The sequence below is a fragment of the Cohaesibacter haloalkalitolerans genome, from assembly GCF_003574655.1.
GTDB lineage: Bacteria > Pseudomonadota > Alphaproteobacteria > Rhizobiales > Cohaesibacteraceae > Cohaesibacter > Cohaesibacter haloalkalitolerans.
On the sequence record NZ_QNUM01000004.1, the window covers coordinates 15,204 to 40,037 of the forward strand.

General features: G+C 54.7%; 18 protein-coding genes and 2 tRNA genes. 3 read left to right on the plus strand and 17 right to left on the minus strand.

Annotation, left to right across the window (positions count from 1 at the left end; all coding sequences use genetic code 11):
- Positions 1-44: 44 nt before the first annotated feature.
- The 12 genes from DSL70_RS10680 to DSL70_RS10735 all read right to left on the minus strand — a co-directional run bounded on the left by DSL70_RS10680 (position 45) and on the right by DSL70_RS10735 (position 16,661).
- Positions 45-1,319 carry an alginate lyase family protein gene (locus DSL70_RS10680; RefSeq protein WP_162916563.1) on the minus strand — a complete coding sequence of 425 codons (1,275 nt, stop codon included), beginning with the start codon at positions 1,317-1,319 and terminating at the stop codon, positions 45-47.
- 19 nt (positions 1,320-1,338) lie between these two features.
- Entirely contained in the window at positions 1,339-4,143 is a 2,805-nt protein-coding gene (locus DSL70_RS10685) for a tetratricopeptide repeat protein (RefSeq protein ID WP_119307935.1), read from the minus strand.
- Between the two features lie 22 nt (positions 4,144-4,165).
- Positions 4,166-4,798, minus strand: coding sequence for an alginate O-acetyltransferase AlgF (locus tag DSL70_RS10690; RefSeq protein ID WP_119307936.1), 633 nt, complete (start codon positions 4,796-4,798; stop codon positions 4,166-4,168).
- Positions 4,799-4,812: 14 nt separating this feature from the next.
- Positions 4,813-6,015 (minus strand): alginate O-acetyltransferase, encoded by a 1,203-nt coding sequence (locus tag DSL70_RS10695; RefSeq protein WP_162916565.1) that lies wholly within the window; start codon positions 6,013-6,015, stop codon positions 4,813-4,815.
- A gap of 134 nt (positions 6,016-6,149) precedes the next feature.
- Positions 6,150-6,974: a hypothetical protein gene (locus DSL70_RS10700; RefSeq protein ID WP_119307938.1), complete on the minus strand. Its 825-nt coding sequence runs from the start codon at positions 6,972-6,974 to the stop codon at positions 6,150-6,152.
- A complete protein-coding gene (locus DSL70_RS10705) occupies positions 6,961-8,130 on the minus strand; it encodes an alginate O-acetyltransferase AlgX-related protein (protein WP_119307939.1) in 1,170 nt (389 codons plus the stop codon). Before DSL70_RS10705 ends, DSL70_RS10700 begins: the two co-directional genes overlap by 14 nt.
- A 9-nt stretch (positions 8,131-8,139) precedes the next feature.
- Positions 8,140-9,516 (minus strand): MBOAT family O-acyltransferase, encoded by a 1,377-nt coding sequence (locus DSL70_RS10710; RefSeq protein ID WP_245418182.1) that lies wholly within the window; start codon positions 9,514-9,516, stop codon positions 8,140-8,142.
- 104 nt (positions 9,517-9,620) lie between these two features.
- Positions 9,621-11,216 carry a right-handed parallel beta-helix repeat-containing protein gene (locus tag DSL70_RS10715; RefSeq protein ID WP_119307941.1) on the minus strand — a complete coding sequence of 532 codons (1,596 nt, stop codon included), beginning with the start codon at positions 11,214-11,216 and terminating at the stop codon, positions 9,621-9,623.
- Positions 11,213-12,652, minus strand: a complete 1,440-nt coding sequence (locus DSL70_RS10720; protein WP_162916567.1) for a sugar phosphate nucleotidyltransferase — start codon at positions 12,650-12,652, stop codon at positions 11,213-11,215. The genes DSL70_RS10715 and DSL70_RS10720 overlap by 4 nt, the downstream gene beginning before the upstream one ends.
- A gap of 83 nt (positions 12,653-12,735) precedes the next feature.
- Positions 12,736-13,845: a hypothetical protein gene (locus DSL70_RS10725; protein ID WP_119307943.1), complete on the minus strand. Its 1,110-nt coding sequence runs from the start codon at positions 13,843-13,845 to the stop codon at positions 12,736-12,738.
- 16 nt (positions 13,846-13,861) lie between these two features.
- Positions 13,862-15,331, minus strand: coding sequence for a glycosyltransferase (locus DSL70_RS10730; protein ID WP_119308344.1), 1,470 nt, complete (start codon positions 15,329-15,331; stop codon positions 13,862-13,864).
- 10 nt (positions 15,332-15,341) lie between these two features.
- Complete coding sequence (locus DSL70_RS10735) at positions 15,342-16,661, minus strand: nucleotide sugar dehydrogenase (RefSeq protein ID WP_119308345.1); 1,320 nt, start codon at positions 16,659-16,661, stop codon at positions 15,342-15,344.
- 693 nt (positions 16,662-17,354) lie between these two features.
- Here DSL70_RS10735 and DSL70_RS10740 point away from each other — a divergent pair.
- Positions 17,355-17,537 (plus strand): hypothetical protein, encoded by a 183-nt coding sequence (locus DSL70_RS10740; protein ID WP_119307944.1) that lies wholly within the window; start codon positions 17,355-17,357, stop codon positions 17,535-17,537.
- Positions 17,538-17,790: 253 nt separating this feature from the next.
- Here the strand turns inward: DSL70_RS10740 and DSL70_RS10745 are convergent, their stop codons facing one another.
- From DSL70_RS10745 to dapA, 5 genes are all read right to left on the minus strand, one after another.
- The gene (locus DSL70_RS10745) at positions 17,791-18,477 is read right to left on the minus strand and encodes a response regulator transcription factor (RefSeq protein WP_119307945.1); all 687 of its coding nucleotides are present in this window, start codon (positions 18,475-18,477) and stop codon (positions 17,791-17,793) included.
- Between the two features lie 742 nt (positions 18,478-19,219).
- A tRNA-Met gene (locus DSL70_RS10755) sits at positions 19,220-19,296 on the minus strand.
- Between the two features lie 92 nt (positions 19,297-19,388).
- Positions 19,389-19,465, minus strand: a tRNA-Met gene (locus DSL70_RS10760).
- A 165-nt stretch (positions 19,466-19,630) separates the two neighbouring features.
- Positions 19,631-20,113: an SsrA-binding protein SmpB gene (gene smpB, locus DSL70_RS10765; protein WP_119308346.1), complete on the minus strand. Its 483-nt coding sequence runs from the start codon at positions 20,111-20,113 to the stop codon at positions 19,631-19,633.
- 19 nt (positions 20,114-20,132) lie between these two features.
- Entirely contained in the window at positions 20,133-21,008 is an 876-nt protein-coding gene (gene dapA, locus DSL70_RS10770; RefSeq protein ID WP_119307947.1) for a 4-hydroxy-tetrahydrodipicolinate synthase, read from the minus strand.
- A 360-nt stretch (positions 21,009-21,368) separates the two neighbouring features.
- Between dapA and DSL70_RS10775 the strand changes: the two genes are divergently transcribed.
- Together DSL70_RS10775 and DSL70_RS10780 are read left to right on the plus strand one after the other, a co-directional pair.
- Positions 21,369-23,693, plus strand: coding sequence for a lytic transglycosylase domain-containing protein (locus DSL70_RS10775; RefSeq protein WP_162916571.1), 2,325 nt, complete (start codon positions 21,369-21,371; stop codon positions 23,691-23,693).
- A 117-nt stretch (positions 23,694-23,810) separates the two neighbouring features.
- Positions 23,811-24,824: an alpha/beta fold hydrolase gene (locus tag DSL70_RS10780; RefSeq protein WP_119307949.1), complete on the plus strand. Its 1,014-nt coding sequence runs from the start codon at positions 23,811-23,813 to the stop codon at positions 24,822-24,824.
- Positions 24,825-24,834: the final 10 nt, after the last annotated feature.

Here is a 24,834-nt window from a genome sequence, read left to right on the forward strand (position 1 = left end):
GAATATTTTATATTTGTTTTGCCATATTTTTACTCAGTGAATACTTATTGTTCAACTCCTTCAATTTCAGACCCATCACTTTTGTCGCCGTGAAATCTCTGCGTCATGTTTCCTCCCAGTTTAGAGTTTGTCAGAGGCCTCAAATCATCGATTGTGGCATCCAGTTCCGGATCCTTTTCGAGCACCAGAAGCGGTTCAAGCCAGGCGATCTGATACTTCTTCTGTTCAAGAAGCCCGGACTTGACCGTTTGCTGTTTGTCTGTCTTTTCTTCCACAAGCTCCGGCTTTTCGATGGCGCGCAGCGAAAACCTCGCAGCCATGATCAGGCGATCCATGTAGGGTTGGGGATTGAGCTTGTTGACCTCTTTTAGCATGGCGGTTGCCGTGACCATCGGAGCGATAGCGTGCAGCTGATAGTGCAAGGCATATTTGCCGCGGCGCATTTCCATCGGTAGACTGCCATCCGGATCAATGGTATCAAGGATCACCCGGTGGCTTTCCAACCCCCAGTCGATGAAGCTCTCATTTTCAACGATGAGGCCGATCTGGATCAGGGCAAGTGCTGCCCATGCTCTCAGATTGCCCTTGCTTGCCATCGGAGGCCCATCGGTTTCCCAGAACTGGATGATGGCGTGCCCCAGTCCGGTCAACCACTGCTCAATCGTTTCTGTGCTTTGCAGATAGTCTTCCGGCACAGATACAGGCACGGACACGGCGGCAGGTAGCGGTGCGGTTTCAGGTGAAGGCTCACCGTCTGTGACAACAGTCTCTTCCGTGGCGACTGCTGGCTCGACCTTTTTGGAAAACTGCAATCGACCAATGATTGCGGCGTCCGCTGTCGGCTCCTCAGCCGATTGGAGAATGAGGGATTTCAGTTGGGCGTAAGCAATCGCAATGCCCCCAACGCGCGAGGCATAGGACAGATTTGCTGTCAGGCTGTCGATTTCACTGAAGGAATCCGCTTCAGCCCAGTCATCAATTGCATCGATGGCACACCGGACAATGTCGCTTCGTTGCGATGGTGTGGTCCGCGCCTTGTCAGCCAGACTGGACAGGATCTGGACAAATCGATCCGAAGGGGCAAGCGCCTCGTTTACAGCGGCATTTGCTTCTGCATCAATGTCCGAACGAGACTTGCTGTCGTCCTTGTAACGACTGCCATAGCTAAGAGAAATCGTGGCTTCAGGAAACTCGGGACAGACAAATTTTTCCGTTTCAGCGTCAGGCGCATTCGACGCTGCCTGGGCAACAAGGCTTGTGAGCAGCAGTGGAGCTGCGAGCAATGACGCTCGCCCTCCCTTGCTGATTAACTCTTTCATGCACTGTACCATGCTGGTTTCACTGCCCCTTGTTCTGGTTTTCAGAAAGCGCCAAAAGGGAAGCCGATGTCTTGTCCCCTGCTTCGGCTGCCGCGCGAAGCCACTTCTGCGCCAATTCCGCAGACGGCGTTACCCCGATGCCGAAAGCATAGTTCTGGGCCAGCATCGCCATGGCTTCGACGTCTCTCTGTTCTGCAGCCTGCTTCAGCCAGTTGCTTGCCTCTTCCAGACGACTGTCGTTTGGTTCGCCGCTTCTGAGGATCTTTGCCAGCTCACGCATGGCAACCGGATTGCTTGCCTTTGCTGAAGAACGGTAAAGCTTCTCAAGGCTGTTGTTCTCAAGCACGGCTTCGCGGATGGGTTCCGGAGCCCGCTTCACCCGGTTGGCTATGCCAAAGGAAAGGCTCGGCCGAGCGGTCTCGATGGCCTGATTGAAGAGATTGACTGCCAAGGTCGCGTTGTAGAACTCGCTTTCCGGATCCGCGACCCAGTCAAGCAAGCGGATTGCGGCAACATTATCCTGTGCCTTGACGGCCTCCATATACAGGTCATAGGCCTTGGCGCGGGCTTCCTTGCTGTCCTGCTCGGCATAGAGGTCACCCAGCTTCACGCTTTGCCAGGGTTCCGAATGCAGGCGGCTGGCCACACCAAGCCAATGCTTGAAAACATCGGTATGCCCGTAGGTCTTGCGCAGGAACTCGACCATCTTGAAAGACGTATCGAAATCGCAGCCCATCTGCACAACGGACTTGTTGAACAAATCACGTTGCAGTTCCCCATCGGTTTCGACCGACGCCAGGATCAACAGCGATTGAGCACTGGCACGCTTGGCAAGATTGTCGAGATTCTGCGCAACAAACGCCTTTGTCTCCATGCCATGTGCTGTGCGCGCATCAAGGAACGCCTGCAGCAAGTCCTCGGGAATCTTGTCCGAACTGGTCAGGATCAGCTGCTGCGCCTCTTTCACCTTGCTGGCATCGTCCGCCTGCTTCTCAAGGTAGATGCCAGCCAGTTTCAACTTGGCTGCATCGTCATTCTGCGCCACCAGATCTTGCAGATCGCCAAGGAAATGCCCTTTGTCTTCGGAAGTCGTTGCAGCCATATAAAGCCCGGCGACAAACGACGCTTCTCCCCCTTCAAACTGTTTGGCGAAGCCACGCCAGAAGCTGATTTTCTGCCTCAACAGATCGGCCTCAGCCGCATCCGAAGCTGCGTCGAGTTGGGCCGACATCAAGATGGCGTAGTTCTGCAGCGCCTTTGTCCGACCGTAGAGCGCGGTATTCTGTATCCGGCTTTGAATCGCCCTGCTTTGATCGCTTTCCCCGACGGCAGCAAGACGCAAACTGTCAAGTGTCACATCAAGACTGCTGTTGCCTGCGCCCTGTTCGGCCCGCTGCCAGAATCCTGCAATCTCCGCATCATTCTGCCTGCGGGAAAAGCAGCTATGCGCGCGCAAAAGAGCCGTAAGCGATGCGACCTTGCCGTCGGAAGAAATCGTTTCATTGAACAGATCAATGGCTCTTTCATAATTGGACGGATCGTCATTGTCATGCATCAGCAATCTACCAAGCTGATATTGCGATTCCGCATCACCTTTGCGGGCCCCTTTCTCAAAGTAGCCCTTCGCGGCGGTCATGCCCAACCACTTGCCCTTTTCTTCCAATTCTGCCTGCCCCAGTTTGGCAAAGACCCATCCGGGAGCATCATCCAGTTCGGAGAGTTTCAACAGGGCGTCCTTGAATTGTTTGGCTGCCTGAGGTGTCGTCCTGTGCTCCGAATCCAGCAGTTGAACGAGGCGCAAATAGCCAAGGCGCGGATTCTTTCTGGCGATTTTCTGATAGATCGCCATGGCTTCTTTCTTGTTTTCATCGACGATTGCGCCGATTTCCAAAGCCCGTGCATACTCCAGCTGAGCGTTGAGAATGCCGCCATCCGATGCCTGCTTGAGGTATTTCACCAGATAGTCGTTGTTCTTGGTGATATATTCACTGGTCAGATGGTACTCGGCGGATTTCCATGCGGAGAAATCGTCGCCAAGATCCGCTCCGAACCGGTACCAGGCATCGCTCAACTCATAATTCCGTTGCACGATATCGCCATTGGCATATTCGCGCGCCAACCGGACGGTCCTGTCGCAAATACTCGGGTTCAGCTTGCCCAGAATTGCACCAAAGGCAAGCGTCGCTGCAATATCGGGAGCGACGTCCCATCCCTCGATCTTTTCGCCGCCAGCCGTGCGCTGTGCCAGATACAGCATGGCATCAGGTTCGCCGTCGTAAGCGGCCTGTATCTTCAGTTCGATTGCCTTTGCGGGATCACTATTGGGGTGCATGCCTTGCAGATGCAGGTTGGCGAGATAGTTTTGCGCCTTGGCCGACGAACCACTCACCTTCTCCAGCTGTTCAATCAGCTTCTGTTCCTTGATCTCCTGAAACTTGCCTGCTTGCATGTGCAGTTGAATGAGATCGACCAGATACCGCGCCTCGTCGTAGTAAGGGTCGGCAGCCTTTTGCAATTTCAACCCGGCAAGAATCTTGCTGTAGAAGGTTTTCGCATCGATATATTGCAACCGGACGAGCTCGCGGAAAGACTCCTCGGCCGAGCGCCCTTTGGGTAGAACCTTGCCATCCCAGTCTCGCCAGCTTTCGATGATCTGAGCATCCGGTCTCCTGGCTTCGCAAATCTTGCCAAGCTCGATTGTTGGCGGCGCAAAATGCACCGCCACGGGAACTGCCCGGGCGCTGGTGCTTGCCAGCAGCCCGATTGCCGTCCCGACAATGATCCCGGGCAGCAATTTGCCCAAACCATATCCGGAGTTTCTCATGGTAACGATCTCCTGTTTCCGGTTAGCGGGCTATTTCATTACGAACCGAGCGCAGCATGAATTGACCATCGCGACTTTCCGCAATGATCGATGTGCCGCTCCCACGCTCCAGCAGAACTTTTTGAACGGTTGCCTGCGCAGCCCCATTGGCCATCGCCGAAAAGTCAAGCGTCAGAGGTGCCTTCAGCTGAACCGTTTGCGCATGCCCGGACGCCAGAGCCGAAACGGCATTGGCCTTTGCCTGCGGCACATAGAAATCAAGCGCCGTCACATCGGACATATTGTAAAAGCTCAGGCTGGCTTTGGCCGGATTGACGGCAATCTGGTCGTCAATCACCGACAGGTCGTCGGACTGGTTCAGAACGATGGTGTAGAACTTGCCCGGCTTGGCATCGACCGAGCCCTCCTTGTCGCCAATCGCGACATCAATGGTGCTCGGCGAGACGACGATGTAAGGAGAGACGCCATTCTCCAATTGCGGGAAAACCTTGCTGGCGATGCGCACTGCGGTCGTTTTGCCAACGAGAACTCTCACGAAAGAAGAATTCGGGTCGAGCGCCTTGCCATAAAGGCCCGTGTCATTTGCCTTTGCACCGCTGGCTGCAAGCACAATGGAGGTCATGAGGAAGAATGCGAAATGAAATGTCTTAAACATGATCGTAGCCCTTTTCAGTATGAACAAAGTTGAAGTTCGCTCCCACCTTCGGGAGGTCGGTCAAAAATCAGCTTCAAGCTCGTGATTGGAGCCTGCTCAAGCGGTTGCAATGGAAAATAGAAACGGCCCGTCGCGCGCAGCCGGTCGCCACGCAGCATCGAGATTGTGCGGTGCTGACCGTTTGCCAATGCCGCATCGACTTTCAAGTCACGGATTGTCTGGTCCGGGGTCTCAACCATCACCGCCTGATCGGGGGTGACCTCTACAGACGTGAGATCCACGACAAATTCATTCGGTTGATCGTCAAGACCCTTTGCTTCCAGTGCCGGCTGGCAGGTCTGGGAAGCAGCGGCCAGCAGCTCGACCCATGGGGCCGGCCCATATTGGCCCAGATTGTTGTAGATCGGATTCTCCCAAATCAGAAACCGTGGCCGGTTTTCCTGAAACTCCCGGGAAGTCATGTAGGAGAGAATGGAGCCGAACTGGTTGCCGCCGGAGATGGCATAGTTGGTGAGCGCCAATGAGCTGTACTGGCTGATAAAGCCGCCGAAATTGCCAGCCTCAGCGTTCGACATGCTGGTCCCCACCAGCGCAATCGGATCTGTCGCCTCGGCACCGAAAAGGTCTAAACTGCCGGAGGACTGATCAGCCTTTGTGGTCTCATAGGCCATGCTTTCAACGGCTGGCAGCGAGTCTTTGCAGAAGCGTTGCAGATTGTTGCGCAACGTCGAGAAGGACACAATGCTCTCCAGTTCCCTGGTCTTGAACTTGGTCTTCTTTGCCGAGGCATATTCAGGCTGGGCCTTGATCACATCCGCAATTGCCTCAGCCGCCAGACGTGCCCCTTGTGCCGTCCAGTGAAAATCTGAACGGAAGAACAGGCCATCGTGAGACTTGGCAGCAATCATCGGGCTCTGCAGATCGGCAGCCACCACATTGGCCGCCCTCAACCGGTCCACAACGGTCTGATAACTCTGAACAGCAAGCTCTCGCGTGTAGCCATAGAGCGCTGCGGAATCGGGCAGGAACTCCGGCATGGCCTGACTTTTGGTCGGAACGGGCGCATAGATGAGGGTCGTGCCCTTGGCCTTGAGCATCTCCGACAACCGCGCGAGATTCTCGATGGTCTCGTCCGAGAAGCTGTGATGCATCCTCAGATCCGTGTAAATCCGGTAGAAATAGCCGGACTTCCCCTCAATGGAACGGGGTTCCGCCATGTCTTCAAGATGTTTGCACCCAAAGGCCGAAACGGAAAGATCGCCTTTCGCCTCGGCATCTCCCGAAAAGAGGAAGGTGCACATACAGACTGCAAATAAAGGTTTCAAATCAATCATGATGCAATACTCGTCTTTCAGGTTTCCTCGCCCAGATCTTGAGGCTGATTTATAAGGCGGCGCATATTCTTGGCCGCGGCACGAATGCCGAAATCCTCACTGCGATCTGCAACATCCAGATAGCGTTTCACTTCCTCTTTCTCGTTGGGCAGCAGGGGCTGATGGGAGGCGATGGACGCAGCCAGACGCAAAGCAATCCTGTCGTCATAAGCGGATGTATCAACCCGTTTCATCAGCTCCGTCGCAAGATCGGGTTTGGCACCAAAAGGCGAGCCAGATTGATAGAACTGGGCCAGTGCCAGCAGTGCCTTTTGATCGCCGCTTCTGGCTTGTCGCAAAAGCGCCTCTTCCAGATGCTTCAGCCTGCTGTCTGAGAATTCAACACTCTGGTTCTGCAGGATCTTGACCAGAGGCTGCACGGCATAGCTGCGCCCGTCGTATGCTGCGATGGACAGATAATGGGCAACATCGGAGAGTATGTCGTTGCGCCCCATTCCCATCAGACGCTTGGCAAAGCGATAGGCTGCCAGTCCATCCCCGGTATCGGCAAGCTCGCGCAGATCCTTGTAGGAAACATGCTGTTTGCTCACCAGCCGCCTGCGGATTTGCTTCAGCCGATAGCCATCCAGATTCAAGGCCGATGACATCTGGATCCGTGAAGGCAGGATTTGTTGCCCGGCGCCAGCCGCTTCTTGCAACTGCGGCAGGTTAAGCGGACCTTGGTTCGCTGCGGTATCTTTTGGCAGACGCGCAGCATTGGTTGCAGCATTCGCAGCTTCAACGCTGGCAATCGCCACGATTGCAGACAGACATAGCACCGTCTTGAGCTTAGGAATGGCCATTGCTCTGCTCCTTTGCCAACAGCTTCAGATCAACCGTTTTTGCCCCAACCGACGCTTCGCCATCTGACTGCGGCTTCGTATCCCAGATCCCCTTCTGTGCCAGATAGCGGGTCGGGAACTCCCAGATAACAACCTCGGGCGGGCTATCCCTCAGCACTTCGCCTTGCAGGAAGGCATACATCGGAGCCCCCGGCCCCTTTGCCTTTTCAGCAAGGTTCAGGACATCGGCTTTAAGATCCTTTTTGAGGAATTCGGCAAAAGACCAACGCGTATCTGCGCTGTAGCTTGTGCCAATGAGCACCACCGGAAAGCTTTCATCCGAGCCGAACAGATCAACCGCAGAATTATCGGCTACCTCTTCTTCGGCCCGCCAGATTCTGGTGTGTTCCTGATTGATACCGGCCAGCTCTCCATAGTCGCTTCCGGTCACAAAGTTGACGAGGTCACCCCAGAACGAGGTGTCTTCAGCGCTGAAAAGCTTGAAGGATTTGCTATCAATGTCCGCTGGCAGGATCATTTCCTGCTCAATGGCGGCCGCCACCTTTTCTGCCCCCAGCGGTGTCCAGTGAGTGTCGGTCTTGAAAAAGACCTGCCCTTCCGCCTTGGCAGACATCATGGTGCTGCGCGTATCGACAACCTCAATGCCCTGAGACTGCAGACGCGACACGAAATGGCGATACTGGCTGATGGCGTTCGACGTGTCCGAAATGCTCCCCAGATGCTCCGAATAGATGTCGGATTTCTGCGGCAAGGGAACAACGACAAGCTTGATGTTGCGGCTTCCAAGTTCATTTCTTACCGCAGCGATTTCGGCAACCGACCGATCAATCAGCGGCTCGGAATTGATGTCTGGCCCGAACTCTTCCTCGGTGAAAAACCACTCGTCATCCCCGACGATCACGCCTTTCTTGCCGACACCGAGTGCCAGATAGCGGGCTGCGCCCAATAGGCCGACAGCAGGTGCCCTGTGCGGCAGACTGGTCTTGTAGATCTCTTCAAATTCCCGGGTCAGACCGCCTTCCATGAGGCTCAGATCATCTGTGCCTTTCAGCCTGGTTTCGTCATTCAGAAACAGGCTCGCATTGGCATAGACGGCATACCCAATGAAAAGCGCCGGAGTCAGAAGACGAAAAGCATTTGCGATCTTTACAATCATATCTTTCTCCTAGAACTGGAAGTAGAGGAAGGGTGAGAAGCTTTGTTCAGCCAGTTTTGCCACCGCAAGAACCAGCAACGCACTTGTGGCCAATGTCAGAGACATCGAGCGAATAGCGGGAAGCACGACAGTTTGGGACGTGCCCGGCAGGTCGCGGCCGACCATCACGCCCCCTCCCGCCTCATCCTTGTCCGCAGAGCTGAACCAGCTCTGCAACTTGCCCTCGGATGCAGCAATCAGGGCACTGATGCAAAGGAAGATGAAAGCATCCTGCGGAAGCCCAATGAGGAAGTCCGGGCGGATTGCAAAGCCATTGGCACCAACGAGACCGGCATAGATATCCATTGCAGCACTGACGGTTTCCGCGCGGAAAACGACCCAGCCGATCATGACGATCACAAAGGTAAGAGGCAGCGAGAACCAGACGCCATCGGCTTTCTTGACCCAGCCGGTCATGCGCTCAAGCGCCAGCCAACCACCGTGCCAGGCTCCCCAGATGACGAATGTCCAGCTGGCTCCATGCCACAGGCCTCCCAAGACCATCACGGTACAGAGGTTCAGATAGGTCCGGTAAACCGAGCCGCGGTTGCCCCCGAGCGGAATATAGAGATAGTCACGCAGCCAGACCGACAGCGAGATGTGCCACCGTCTCCAGAACTCGGTGATGGAACGGGAGATATAGGGGCGATTGAAATTCTCGATGAAACGGAAACCGATCATCATCCCCAACCCGATGGCCATATCGGAGTAGCCGGAGAAGTCAAAGTAAAGCTGCAACGTATAGGCAACGGCGCCCAGCAGCGCCTCGCCAAAGGTCGGATCGGCCGAAGAAAAGGCAGCATCGGCAATCGGGGCAATGCTGTCAGCCAGCAGGATTTTCTTGGCGAGCCCAATGGTGAAGCGGGTCATGCCATCTGTGAAGAGCCGCACACTGTGTTCACGATAGACGATCTGGTCCGCAAGGTCCTTGAAGCGCAGGATCGGGCCCGCGATCAACTGCGGGAACAAGGCAATGAAGGCGGCAAAATCGATGAAGCTTTTCGTCGCGGGCGCGTCGCCACGGCGAATATCGACCAGATAGCTGATCGACTGGAAGATGTAGAAGGAAATACCGATTGGTAGGATAAGACGCCAGTGCACCCCCATCTCCTGCGCAGACGTGCCAGCAAGGGCCGCAAAGCTGTCGAGGAAGAAATTGAGGTATTTGAAGACGCCCAACACCAGCAGGCATCCGATCACACCGATCGAACAGAAAAGCTGCTTTCTGGCTTCACTGGTCGCAAGCTGGATCTTCAGGCCAAGTCCGTAGGTCCACAGAGTGACCAGGAAGAGCAAAAGGAGAAAATCGACCCGCCACCAGGCATAGAAGACATAGGACCCCAGCACGAGGGTCCAAGAGCGGAATCTGGCGGGCGTTATGTAATAAAACGCCAGAAACAGCGGCAAATACAAAAAAAGAAATTGTTCTGATGAAAATACCATTTTGACACCTAGAGCTTGCAGCTTTCCAGATTGAGAAGAACAAATTGGCGCCCCCCGCCCTCTCTGACAGCGGTTGCAGCAGAGCTGGAGGTCGTAAAGATGCCCGCAACACCTGTATCAAGCTTGCCTGCGCGGGCCAGATATTGCGGCAGATTGCGTTTCAGCTCGCCTGCGAAAAGAACCGGCAGTTGTCTGGAAAAATCATTTCCGGTCATTTCGAGCTTGGGTGAATGACGCGCCAGAACACCTGTCTGATTGTCAATAAAGCGGTTCTGTTTCAGCAAATGGCGGTCATCTGTAGCAATGCCACCAACGATGGCGATGGCTGCCCCACCATTGCCAACAATCAGATTCTTCTGAAACTGCATTGCGAGGCTGTTGGTCGCTGCGATGCCACCCTTCCCATTCTGATAGATCGAGTTCCCGGAAATTTCCGAACAGGCCGCCCCCTCAAGCGCAATGCCATCCTGAGCATTGTCCAGTAGCAGATTGTCAGAGATTTGCGCCCTGGAGACACCGCCGGAGGCATAGATCCCGGCCCCCCGCCCACCCGAAATCACGTTGCCACTGATCATCAGATTTTTCGGATTATCGGTCAGATGCACACCGTGATGGCGGCTTCCTACAATGATGTTGTTGCGCAACTGTCCGCTTTCGACATTGCGAACGCGAATCGCGGAATCCTCGCTATTGATGATGAGATTGTTCCGGATATCGATCTGTTTCATGCCGATCATCTCGATGGAGCCAACATCGAGAATGCGGTTCGCAACCAGCCGCGTGCGGGTCTGAATCGGAAACAGCAGATTGGAAACCACGTCAATGCCGCGCATATAGGTGCGATCTCCAAAGCCAAGGTTCGAGAGCTTGCTGCCAACAATGTCCATTCCCCCACCGAGGGCCGTCAGGATAAACGGTTTGAACTCCCCGATCCTGTTGCGCTGATTGCTGCCACTAAGCTGCGCCTTGACGATTGAGAGATTTCCGATATTGAGGACAAACACACCTTCACCGGTCGACAGAACCAGGGTTTCCCCGGCGTTGATCTGCAATTTTGCAGTCGACATGATGAAAAGGGGATAGTGCAAACTGTATTCACCATCGACCTTGCTCAGCGCTTCGGTATTGCCCGCCTTTTCAAGAGCAGAATGAATATCGTCCAGCGAGAAGGCCCCGCCCTGCAAGGTCAGGACAGGTTGGCCCGGTCTCGGATTGGCTTTGAGCAAATCGGGATGGTGCTTGTCGCCCATCTGCTTTTTGACCTGACCGAGCACAAGATCCAATGGAAGGAAGTCAAGACGTTGTTGTTGCTCGGTCTTCTTGCCGCCGACAACAGCGGGCGACGCCAGGTCTGCCTCCTCCAGGTGCCAGCTACCGGGCACCAGGGTCGGCACGATGTGCGACACTGCGTCTGACACCGCCTGCATATCCAGATCCGGCGCCAGAGCCAATTGTTGCTTGAGCCCGCGGACATCTGCCATAGGGTCGGGAAGTGCGCGCAAGACCTCCTGATCTGCGCGCGCACAGACCCCTTCCCCAGGCAACAGAACAGGAGCCGCGGCAGCCACAATGAAGGCCAATGTCCGGATCAGGCTGCGCATCATGCAACCTCTTCGGCGCGGACGTCGACGTCGAGAACAGCGGACGGCTGATAGTCGAGAACTTCCTGCCTCTCGACCTTATACTGGATCTCGACGATGACAGCTGTCTCACTTCCGGTGTTGCGGAAAGTTGCCTCTTCCCCTTCCTTGACTTCAACAACATCGCCGGGCCTGAATTGGCTGAGGCCGGCCTTGTTGGTAAAGACCCCCTGCCCCTCGGAGAAGGTCAGCAGGCGGTGATAATGCGCCATTTCATCGAAATGCAACGTGCGGCCAGGCTCGATCCTCAGCATGGTCAGGTTGAAACTCTCGCCCGATTGCATCTTGATGACCTGTCCCCACGGCAGCGTCTTGGAGGCATGGGCGACCACTTCGTTGCGGCCGTCCTGTTCCAGTGTCGAAATGATGGACTTCACCTTCTGACTATGATCATGGGTGGTAACCAGAAGGGCGTCATCCGTGTCGACAATGACAAGATCTTCAATGCCAAGCACCGCGATCAGACGGTTTTGCGAGCCGCGAATATAGGAATCCTTGGAGTCGATGCAGACGACATCCCCGGAGACATAGTTGCCCTGCTCGTCCTTTTCGCTCACTGCATGGAATGCCTTCCAGGCGCCAACATCGTTCCAGTCGATATCGGTTGGTGCAAGAATGGTCCGATCCGTCTTCTCGAAGACGATGGCTTCGGTCGGTCCGCTCACCGCTCTGGCGAAGTCCTCGCCAGCCAGCTCGAGGCGATCCGGGAAATATTCCGCATTGGAATATGCCGCCATCACCTGCTCAAAGGACTCCGGATCATGCCTGCGGTACTCTTCCATGATCACATCGGCACGGAACATACTGATCCCCGATGCCCAATAGGCATTGCGGTCGATCATCATCTGTTCGGCGATTTCAAACGGCGGTTTCTCGACAAAGCGCGAAACCTTTTGTGCAAAGGCCACCTCTTCATGCGGGCCGCCATCGATGATATAGCCGTAACCGGTTTCCGGATAGCGTGGCTCGATGCCGAACAGGGTAATCTTGCCATTATGAGCTGCCGGTATCATGCGTTTGAGCGCCCTGTTGAGGTCGCCCTTGATGATGTGGTCTGACGGCAAGACAGCCATCACGGCATCCGGGTCCCGAAGGGAAAGGTGGATGGCTGCGGCAAGCACCGCAGGCCCGGTATTTCGGCCAAGCGGCTCGGCAATGATCGTCGCATTGACGTCAATCTCGTTCAGCTGCTGCTTCACCACGCCAAGATGCGATCTGTTCACACTGACAATGGGTTCTTCAAAGCCGTCTGCAACATGTCTGGCGACGGTGGCCTGAAAGAAGGTGGTGTCTTCAGACCCGCTAATTGGCTGAAACTGTTTTGGGTTATTGGAGCGCGAAAGAGGCCAAAGGCGCGTCCCCACTCCGCCACACAACACCAATGGATAGATGCCAACCATTTTTCTCATCCTTATCAATTAAAATGCACAATGTTCGGTCTTTAGCCCCGCTTGCGACGGTTGGGGCTCCACTTCACTCAGGCTCAGAGAACCTGTTTCTTGTACTCATTGAATAAACTCATGAAGGAGACATACCGGCTGTCCTTGATACGAAGCTTGACCGGCCCCCCCGTGTCATCCAGCGTCAAAAGCCCCTCTGGCGCTGTGAATGTGGCGCGCGTTGCAGTCTGGCCGGAAACGGGAGGTTTGATGTCTTTGGTCTGCAGGTTGATGGTTCTGCCATCGGCCAGCGTTGCTTCTGCAACACCGCCAAACATCAGCATCTCGGCTTCCTTGTCAGGCAGAATGGCCGAAACCTGGATGCCGCTGTCATTGCCCGGGATGTAGGCCAGGTCGTCATCTTTCGCCACGACAGCACCCACCACACTCGACTTCGCCATTGTCAGGGTACAGTCGCAGGGGTTGACCACGGTCAGTTGACGACCATCTGCCCCCTGAATGGCGATGAGCGGTTCTTCCAGTCCGGCTTGCGGATTGACATAGACGATCTGCCCATCGGCTCCGGACCTGATGACCGCGCCGCTTGGCATGACCTTGCCCAGCTTTGGCACGTCCCTGACGAGCAAGCGGTTCTGAACCAGAGAACCTGCAAACACCACAAGCCCAACAGTGGCAGCACCAACAAAGGCGGCCCCCACAACCGACTTGAAGCGCTGAACAAAAGACTTTTCGCTGTTTACATCACCGGCTGACGCCTTTTTCACCTTGTCTGCGGTGACGCTCAATACATCATTGATGCCAACGACTTCACCCGCGATATAAGCATTCAGGATATAGCGCAGACGGGGCAGATGAGGCCCGGTCGGATTGAGGAAATCAAGCCGATAACGCCCAGTGATGTCGTCGACACATACCATGACGACCTCGATCGCCATCGTCACCTGAAACCCATCAAACGGAACGCGGAATGTCGCTGGCTTGATGACCTGACCATAGTCGCGCGAAGCAAGCCCCTTGACATAGGCGTTGACCAGCGAAATGCCATTGCCTTCATATTGCCGCCCTTCGATGACGACCGAAAATGGCATCTGCAGCATGGCCTGCTCGCTGACATGATCATCGGAAAGGGATACCCCATCCAGAGATTCATAAGGTTCGTGGTCAGTCCGTTTTGTATGATCGTCTATATGCATGGCAATAATTCCCAATTCAAACGAGGCCGGTGATCCAGGAAACTCCCAGCGCCAACCAGCAGAAGGTCAGCCCCTGAAGAAACCAGGAAAATGAATTTGATTTCATAAATTGAGTTCGAACAGCGCGTGTCGTGTTCTGATGCGTTGTGTTCTGGCGCGTCCATTTTTGCTTATCGAGCCGAAACAGGATGTAGCTCTTGACCAGCGCGCCAAATGTTTGACTGAAATAGAGCAGGAACGGATAGGTGATCGGAAACCCGCCCTCCCGGAACGAGGAAATCAGCAGGCAAAACAGGTATCTGGTGAGCATGACCCATGCGAGATAAAGCAACAGCACGAGCGGATCGACCAGAATGGCAGCCAGAAGCAACCCCAGGGGGCCAGCTAGGGTCGTCCACATGGACAGGCGCTGATCGAGGATGGACCACCAGGTAAACAGCCCGATGCGCCTCGGCCCGAGAGACAGGGCCCGACCGTTGGTTCTGAGCATATTACCGAACCAGCGCGTCATCAGGGTGATCGCCGAGTCAAAGAAACCGTCCCGAGGCTGGGTTTCAATGGAGAGCGTCTTCACATCCGGAAGATAGCCCATCTTGTAACCATTGCGCAGCAACCAGTACCAGGTGGACTTGTCGTCACCGGTGAGGAAATTCACCCGCCCCAGACGCCAGTGGTCGATATGGTCGCTTTGCACCGCCTCGATGAATTCCGCGTTGGTTGCCAGATCGGCCCGAAAGACAGACATCCGACCGGTCAGCGTCAGAACCCGCTCGCTGATGCCCATGGAACACATCATCATTTGACGTTGAGCAAACCGAAGATTGAACCAGTCCCGGAACAGTCGCCCACCCGTGGCTTCCGACGTTTCATCCGTCGTCATGGCGCCATAGCTGGGATCGAGGAAGTAGGGCGCTGACCGATCAACCACATCGACCGGAACGCAGCTGTCTCCATCGACGAAGATGACGATGTCGTTACGCGAAGGGTAGTGTTTGGCGATGGTCCTCAAAGAGGTAGCCAGAGCATCGCGCTTTCCGGTCCCTTCAATCCTGTCGAAAATCAGCTGCACACGGCTCATATCGAGAGGCATGGAGGCAAAGGCACTCTTGATCAGACGGACATCCGAAGCATCTACAACAGACGCCACGATGGTTGCCCCGCCCTTGGAGTGCGCCGCAGCGGCAAAGATCGAGCGATAGACACGGGCTGAAATTTCTGGCGCAATCTTGAAAGTTGTCGTCAGAAAAAAGGCGTGAGCCCGTGTGGGTTTGGCAAAATAGCGTTCCTCGGCGACCTTTCGCCGCCGTGGAAACACAACGCGTTTGTACCAGAAGGCACGAAGGAAGTTCGTTGCGGCCCAACTATACCGCCAGGCTCCGATGATCCCGAGGACAACGACCGCGCCAGAAGCATTGGTGCTGACTTCCATTGGCACGGCCAGAGCCAGGATCAACATTACCGATATATATGCAATGTGAGCCAGCATCGTCTCATCCTCACCAGCAAATGCCTTCATAATTGCCGTTGGACTTCACCTTGTTATCAAGGCGAGCCAGATCGACCATTGGCACTCTTGAGGCTGCCCTGGACAGAGGCTCGACGACTTCGGAGTATTTGTTGCCCACCAGCAGAATGTCGGACTGGTCGATCAGGACATCAATCGAGCTGACCAGCCTTGCTTCCAGATTTTCGACATAGTCATTGCCGCGACCAGCGCCACTCATCGCCTCGTCATAGGCTTCCTGGACATATGGATCGTAGATCTTCAGGTCATACCCCTTCTTGATCAACCGATCGGCCAGCGCAGCCAGAGGACTTTCTCTCAGGTCATCAGTACCGGCCTTGAAACTGATCCCGACCATGCCGATCGAGCGGCCCACCAGATTGTCGACAAGATGTTCGGCCCGCCGGATCTGGGCCTCATTCGCGGAAAGAGCGACATCAAGCATGGGCGATGGGACGTTGTTGGATCGTGCCAGGAAGCGCAGGGCACGCAGATCCTTCGGCAAACAGGAGCCGCCAAAAGCAAAGCCGGGGCGCATGAAGTAAGGCGACATGTTGACTTTCATGTCCGAACACAGAACACGCATGACCTCTTGCCCGTCGAGCCCCACGGCCTTGGCGATATTGCCAATCTCGTTTGCAAAGGTGATCTTGACCGCACGCCAGCAGTTGCTGGTGTATTTGATCATTTCCGCAGTGCGCAGGCTCACAGTGCTGATTTCGCAGTTCAACTGGCCATTGATCTCGGTAAGAATGTCGTTGGTCTGCTGATCAAGCGCACCAAAGACGATGAGGCCGGGATCGTAATAGTCTTCAATTGCGGTGCTTTCTCGCAGGAATTCCGGGAAATAGCCTACGCCGAACTCTTCGCCCGCCGTCAATCCGGAAGACGCTTCCAGAGCAGGAATACAGGACTTCTCCATCGACCCCGGGACAATCGTCGAGCGCACGACAACTGAGTGGAATGTATCCTTCAAGGCAAGCGCGCTGCCGATGGCAGTGCAAACGCTCAACACATAGTCGAGCCCGACGGACCCATCCGGTGCGCTGGGAGTTCCGACACATATGAAGGATGCATCCGTTTCCAGCACCGCCTTGCGGGCATCTGTCGTTGCAGACAGCCGACCACTTGCCACACCCGCAGCGATAAGCTCTTGCAGCCCATTCTCTACAATCGGCGTTTTTCCGGCGTTGATCGAGTCGACTTTGCTTACGTCGACATCCGCGGCAATGACAGTATGACCGTCTCTTGCAAGACAAGCTGCGGCTACCGTTCCAACATATCCAATACCAAAGATGCTAATTCTGGCCACGACAAACCTCATGTTTTGATAGTATTAATTTTTATCCGATGGCATAAATGCTCTCCCGGAAAGTCATGTCTGTTTCCCGGGCGCTTTAGGCCGAGCCCCTAAATGGGCAAATTTTATGCAAACATTAATCTTCCCTTAACGATTAGCGCCGGTACATAAAAATACCTAGTCAGAATAAATGGAACTCCTGTAGGGAAAATCCTTTCTCACGTCTTTTCAAACAGTTAACGGATAATGTCGAGATAGGTGAAATTCAACATCGCCACAAGCGACACTTCCTCGATCAGTGAGAGATTAAAAAATAGGCAGCGATTTTGGGGGAAGATATATATCAGATTGCTTCAAACTGACTAAGACGCCAATTTCAGTGACTTAGAATGATTTTTCACAGATCGCAGTATTTAACATGCTGCTTTTGATTTACATCATTATTGCTAATAATAAAGTCTTGACAATCAGATATTTAATTCTTGAAGTTGGTTGAAAATTCAATTAATTTCCAGTTCGATTATCGAGAGATCGGCATCAATCCTTGGAAAGAAGGAAGAGAAAATATCTTACTTTCGTCTTTTCCGGACAGCCATTTTGATCAATTTGCCAACCTCACCTTATTTTGTGCGCTCTGCTTATTTAGTTTTTTTCAATATTATTTTTGTACAAGGAAGCGAGTCACAACACGAGAGGAACCTGGCTATGGATTCGAAGGCTTTGGTGAAGAGACTGTCCGATACCCTGATCGAGCTTGATGGCAAGTCCATCAATCTGGACACGCTCAAAGAGCTGGTCAAAATGGACGCTCAGGAGCTTCTGGCCGAGGACCGCCCAACCAACGTCATCCCCCTGTCCATCGCTCGCATCAAGCAGCAGGTCGCTTGAAAGCGGCACCGCTATAATGCCGCGTCATCGGTAAAGTTGACGGCTTCCCGAGTACCTCCCTCAGCCACAATTGGTGTGCAGGAGAGCGCAACAACTCTTCCCGACCCGCAACAAATGCAGCCCTCCCGTGACCGGAGACGCTGCCACCGGCATCGGGATCAGCCCTGAAGTGCATTGAAATCATGTATTGGACGCTGCCGGGATCGTTCTTCCGGCAATATGGCAGGCGCGATAACTCGCCCGCACGATCTGGCTATGAGTCGAACCATCCGTTGGTAACGGCATAACGTACGATGGACGCCCTGTCTGTCAGTTGCAATTTGTTCATTGCACGGTTCTTGTAGGTCTCGATGGTCTTGATGCTCAAATTCAGATTGGCAGCAATTTCCTTTGAGTAGTGCCCGAGAGCGACCTGATGCAGAACCGTCTTTTCTCTTTCACTCAAGATGCTCATTTCAATCTGATCGTCGTCATCGCCATCGCAGTCGGCATTCGTCAGACGCGCCTGTTCGTTTGACCGCATGGAAATATTGGGGTCGATATAATTCCCGCCATTGGCAACAATTGAAATCGCATTGACGAAGTTCTGGGAGGTGACCGCCCTGCTAAGAAAAGCATAGTTGACCCCGCGTTCTCTGAACATCTGACAGAACTTTTCATCTGCATCCAGAAAGACAAACGGCACATTGACATCGAAGCGGCTCAACTGATCTACGAGCACTTCCCCTTCTTCGATATTCTTGATCTTCACCATGACGATATCCGGGTGCAGACTCAGGGCCTGTTCGACAGATGGCCCATTGGTTTCATCCATTGTTCTGACAACAACAAAATCTGTTCCGTTTAAAAGAGCTTTAGCCCCCTCGAATATCAGTGGCTCGGCGTTAATATAAGCCAGACGCTTCTTGCGTTTTGCATCAAAATTCAAATTCTCAATCATGGCAACTGCTCAATTCGTGGCACAATCTGTAATCGATTTTCCCAATCACAATTGAGAATATGACATCTCAAAAACAGAGTTCCTGTTTTCAGAACTCCGAGTTTTAATCAACACATTTATTTCTCAGACAAAAAACCATATAGCCCAATATATTTTAAAGACCATTGTATTATCTTTATTTCTGTTTGTATAGCTGCGGAAACAATTTGGCAAAACAATATCGATAGGATCAAATTCGTGACTTTCAATGCCGGGCAATGGATACATTTTTTACCGAGAAGCACTTTGGGGATACCCCTCTTGGAAGCACTCTCAAAGCAACCCGGAATTTTCTATTGCAATTTTCGAACCGGGAATGAGCGCTGGATAAAAAACTCATAGCTCAGGCCTACAGAGGGCACATAGCGCAACACGCCTCGGAAAGAACACAAGGAGCAGTTCGGAAGCAACCAAGCCATTTTCAACAAAACCCGACGTTCCTGAGAGTTGCAGCGCCCTTAGAGACAGCCGTTCCACCGGAAGCATTCGTCCGAACACAGCCATCCATCGACGACAACATCTTGATAACCAACCCCAAATTCAGTCGCACAGACCGAATCCTGGACCAGATCAGATATGATTGATTTGGGCGTGATGAACGAAGTTGGGAGATACACCCCAACACCACCAAAACTCTCGGAAAAGGCTCCAAGATCGTTGGCGTCAGCATAGACAGGCAATATCTGGAAATGCTTGGGAAAATTGGTTGCGGGGGCAGGATTTGAACCTGCGGCCTTCAGGTTATGAGCCTGACGAGCTACCGGGCTGCTCCACCCCGCGCCAAATTCAGTTTGTGACACCAACCTTCGGAAAACCGTGAGATCTTCCGTTCAGCACATTTCAAGACTGTTCCTTGAAATATCTTCAGAGGTTGGTTGCGGGGGCAGGATTTGAACCTGCGACCTTCAGGTTATGAGCCTGACGAGCTACCGGGCTGCTCCACCCCGCGTCACTGAAGTGTCATCTTTATAGAAGGCTTTCCGAATTATGGAAGCCCAAATTCGGGTTTTCCCCTCTTTTAAAATGCTCCAGCTTTTGAAAAGCTTGCACAGAAATAAAAAAGAGGGAAAAATTCGCGTCCGCATTTTTGGACAGAAACCGGATTTCTGCGGTTTCAGCCCTTGTCACGCAACAAACGGGCTTTGTCGCGCTGCCAATCCCGAGTTTTGGCATCCTGACGCTTGTCGTAGTTTTTCTTGCCGCGCGCGACCGCAACAGCCAGTTTGGCGATGCCCTTGTCATTGAAATAGAGCTTGAGCGGCACGATGGTCATGCCATCGCGCTGGACCGCTTGACTCATCTTGGCGATTTCGCGCTTGTGCAACAGCAACTTGCGCGGACGGCGCGGATCATGGTTGAACCGGTTGCCCTGATCATATTCCGGTATGTTGGCATTGATCAGGACAATTTCGCCGTTTTCGTCAGACGCATAGGATTCGGCAATAGTCGCCTTGCCGGTACGCAGGGACTTCACCTCCGTACCGGTCAGAAGCAATCCTGCTTCGACAACTTCACCGAATTCATAATCGTGTCGCGCCTTCCGATTCTCCGCGACAACGCGGTTGTTCGGATCGCTTTTCTTTTTCTTCTGTGCCATGACACAAGAGATAAGCAATTTAGATCAGACCTGCAACCTTCATTGCAGCGTCGATTTCAGCTTTTACCGGCTCAGTAGCAGCCATCAGCGGCAAACGAACGCTATTTTCGATCTTGCCTAGGCGGGACAGCCCATATTTGGCCCCCGCCGGGTTTGGCTGAAGGAACATCGCCCGGTGCAGCGGCGACAAGAGGTCGTGCAGCTCCAGCGCCTTGTCCCACTCCCCGTTCATGCAGGCGGTCTGGAACTGGCTGCAGAGCTTTGGGGCAACGTTAGCGGTAACAGAAATGCAGCCGTGCCCGCCCTGGGCGTTGAAACCGAGCGCGGTTGCATCTTCGCCGGAAAGCTGGATGAAGTCCTTGCCCATGGCCAGACGCTGACGGGTAACACGCACCAGATCGCCGGTGGCATCCTTGAGGCCAACGATGTTCGGGCAATCCTCATAAAGGCGCGCCATGGTTTCGACGCTCATGTCGACCACCGAACGCGGCGGAATATTGTAGATGACGAGCGGAATGGAAATCGCCGAAGCCACTGCCTTGAAATGCTCATAGAGGCCGTTCTGACATGGCTTGTTGTAGTAAGGTGTCACGACCAGCACACCGTCGGCCCCGGCCTTTTCGGCGAACTGGGCAAGATCGATGGCTTCCAGTGTAGAATTGGAACCGGCGCCCGCCAGAACCGGAACGCGTTTGTTGGCAACCTTGACGCAGGACTCAACGACCTTCTTGTGTTCGTCATGACTGAGTGTGGGGGATTCACCGGTCGTTCCAACCGGGACAAGCCCATGAGTGCCTTCGTTGATCTGCCAGTCCACAAAAGACTCAAAGGCCTTGTAGTCCACGCCGCCCTCATTGAAAGGAGTTATGAGTGCAGTGCAAGATCCTTTGAACATGTCCGTTTCCTCATCTTTTCCATGCCTTGCGCATGGTATTTTCGTTATTTTCAAAAATTAATCCGGCATTTTGCTGGAATGCTATTGTTTTCCGACAATTTGCCGGAAATTGCGGCCCATAACACCACGTTTCATCAAAAGATGCAATGTTTCTGTCATTTCATCCCCATCGACCTGCAAAACAGGTCTGCAACCGAGATAAGCCCTCGCCGATCAGACCTTCCCGATGCCCATCACATTGCTGTGATAAGCTTATGAATTCGAAAAGAGAGCCGGTTCTAAGGAATTTCTTCACCATAATTTTGCAACAATAATGTCTTCTTCATGAAAAGCCGGTTTTTACTCACATTTTCAGACGATATGATTAGAGCACCCTTCAAATCCGCCATCGCAAGCCTCTGCCTTCTGGCAACGACAAGTCTGGTCGTCGCCCAGACGCTTCCGCAAACCGTCCCCGTGCCGAGGGCTCGCCCCGCATCAGGACCAATGGCGGCACCAACAGTTTCAACGCCGACACCCGCCCCTGTTTCTCTTGTCCCGGAGCGACTGCCCGAGCCAGCCCAGACAGCCAATGAGACCGCAGGGGCCAACGCCGGGACAGCCACCGAAGCGGGCACAGACACCGCCATGCTGCCGGCCGATCTCACCGTTCTACCCAAGAACCGGACAGACCCGATGGTGCCGGTTGCGACCGTGGGATCCGGCGCGACATTGCAACCGCCCAAAGCGGCTCCAACTGCGCAAAGTGCAGCAAGCGCCCTGCCTGCGGTTGAACGCCACGACAACGGCATCAGCGCTGAACGTGGCTCCCTCAAAGAGGCGTTGACCGCCCTCGACAAGAACGACCAGAAAACTGCGCTCGCCATTCAAAAAGGCATGAAGCCCTCCCTTGACAGGACCTTGCTGACCTACATTCTGATCATCGGCGGTTATCATGATCTGCCTGCAAGCGAGATCAAGGCCTTCTACGAGCAGAAAACGGGGTGGCCGAGCCGCGACCTGACCAAACGCCGCATTGAAGAAGCCGTTGCCCGCGAAACCAGCTCCGGTGCCGAAATGGTGCGGGCATTCGGCAACAGCATCCCGGAATCGACCACGGCAGCCATCGAGCTGGCCATTTCACAGGCGATGGTCGGCAACAAGGCACAGGCCGCCAGATTGATCAGTCCGATCTGGCGCGAACAGGCTCTGAATGACGATATAGAGAGCAAGATCCGCTCCAGTCTTGGCAGCGTCCTGACCAACGCCGACCACTATTACCGGGCAAGCTACCTGCTCTACAGGGAGCGGGCCAATGGGGCCTTGCGCCTCAAAGGCTATTTGACGGATGCGCAGATGAAGGTCGTCAATGCCCGGGTTGCCGTCATCCGCGGCGACCGCAATGCCGCCTCCCTGCTCAACGCGGTTCCCAGTTCGCTCCGCAACGATCCGGGCTATATCTTCTCCAAGATTCAGTATCTTCGCCGCGCCAACAAGGAAACCGAGGCAGCAGACCTGCTGCTCAAGGCACCGCTTGATGAAGACCGCCTCATCAACCATGATGTCTGGTGGGACGAAAGACGATTGCTCGCCCGCATGATGCTCAACAATGGCGACGCCAAACGTGCCTACAGGATTGCGGCGCGCCATTCAGCTGAATCCGGGGTCGATTTCTCGGAAGCGGAATTCCACGCAGGCTTCTTTGCCCTGCGCTATCTCAACGACCACAAGACCGCCGCCGTGCATTTCGAAAACAGCTGGAAACGGGCAACCCGTCGGCAGGACAAGGCCCGTGGCCTCTATTGGCAGGGCCGCGCCTGGGAAGCGGCAGGAGATCGGGCAGGAGCGGCAAAATTCTATCAGGCCGCCGCCAATCCAACCGTCTATTACGGCCAGTTGGCCCTTGAAGAGCTGGGCGTCAAGCATCTCAATCTGCGCACGCCGCCCGCAGCCGGTCAAGCTCAGAAGAGCCGGTTTGAACGGCGCGAGCTGGTGCAGGCCATCAAGCGGCTGAAAGCCATCGGGCAGGAAGAAAGAGCCGGCCCGATCTTCCGCCATCTTGCCAACACGCTTGACGATCCATCGGAAATCGAGCTCGCGCACAAGCTCGCCCAGAGCTATGACCTGCACCAGAACGCGGTCCAGATCGGGCAGCTCGCGCTCAACCGCGGCTTGCCGGTGGACAAGCTCGCCTTCCCGCTGCATGCCCTGCCAAGAGGTGTCAACACCAACGGCCTCGACATTGCGCTGATCTATGCCTTGACCAAGCAGGAGAGCGTGTTCAACGTCAAGGCCCGCAGCCACGCCAATGCGCTTGGCCTAATGCAGATGCTGCCCGCCACCGCAAAGAGTACGGCCCGCAAGCTCGGCGTCTCCTATTCCCAGTCGCGCATCACCAGCGATCCCAAATACGCGGTCCTTTTGGGCAGTGCCTTCCTCAAGGAAAACCTCGAGCGCTTTGGTGGTTCCTACATTCTCACCTTTGCGGCCTACAACGCCGGACCGGGACGACCACCGGAATGGATCGAACGCTTCGGCGACCCGCGCACCAACGACGTCAGCGCCATCGACTGGGTTGAGCGGATCCCCTTCTCGGAAACCCGCAACTATGTCATGAAGCTGATCGAGAACTTGCAGGTCTATGAATCGCGCATCCACAATGAGACGCTCGATATCAGCAAGGACCTCAAGCGCGGTCAGCCATAAGCAGGGGGGCTTAGAACACCCCTTGGCGAAGCGGCCAAGAGACTGTAAGTATTAACATTAGGCTCGCCAAGACACGGCTGGCCCAAGGCTTGCAGTGTCCTGTCCGGGAATTTTGCCATGCAACAGATCGTCAGACGCTTCGAAGTGACCACCAGTGATGGCCTGACCCTGCGCGGGGAAGCCTTTGGCGACCACACTGAGAGAGGATTGCCTGTTGTCTGCCTGCCGGGGCTGGCGCGCACCAGCCGCGATTTCCATCAGCTCGCCGAGCGCCTGTCGACCGATCCGGAGCATCCGCGCCTTGTGCTGACACTCAACAGTCGCGGCCGCGGCCCTTCGGATTATGTCAAGGATCCCCGCAACTACGACGTGATGACCGAGGCCCGCGATGTGATTGATACGCTTGCCGCAGCCGGTCTGCCGGAAGCGGCTTTTATCGGCACCTCGCGCGGCGGCCTGCTGATGCTGGCCATCGCCGCCATGCGCCCCACGCTCATCGCGGCAGCCATCTTCAACGACATCGGCCCGGTAATCGATGCCATGGGCATCGCACGCATCAAGACCTACCTCACCCGCTCCGAACCGGTTCGCACCTGGGATGATGCCGTCGAATTCGTCAAGACAGCAAACGCCCACCATTTCACCACCCTGTCGGAACGGGATTGGGAGAGGGTGGCCCAGATGACATTCCGAGACGAGAATGGCCTGCCCGTCGGTGACTTCGATCCCTATATCATCAAGGCCCTTGAAGGCGTTGACGTCAGCGAGACCACGATCAATCTCTGGCCCCAGTTTCTCGCCCTCTCCCATTGCCCGACACTTGTCCTGCGCGGCGACCTCTCGGACATTCTCCCCCTGTCCGTTGCAAGAGAAATGACCAGACGCCATCCCGATTGCGAGCTGGTGGAGATAAAGGGCCATGGCCACGCACCGCTGATGATTTTTGACGAGGTCAACGACCCCATTGCCGCTTTTCTCGCGAGAGTCGATGCAAAGCGGACCGCCGACGCGCCGAAAGCCTCCCCGGAGTGGCTGCCAAAAGGCGAGATCGTCTATCTTGATGATGTCGCCCGACAGGTCGAACGTAACAAGGCGCAGCTCGAGGCAACCCTTTCTGGCCAGCCGATCTGAGTATGCGACC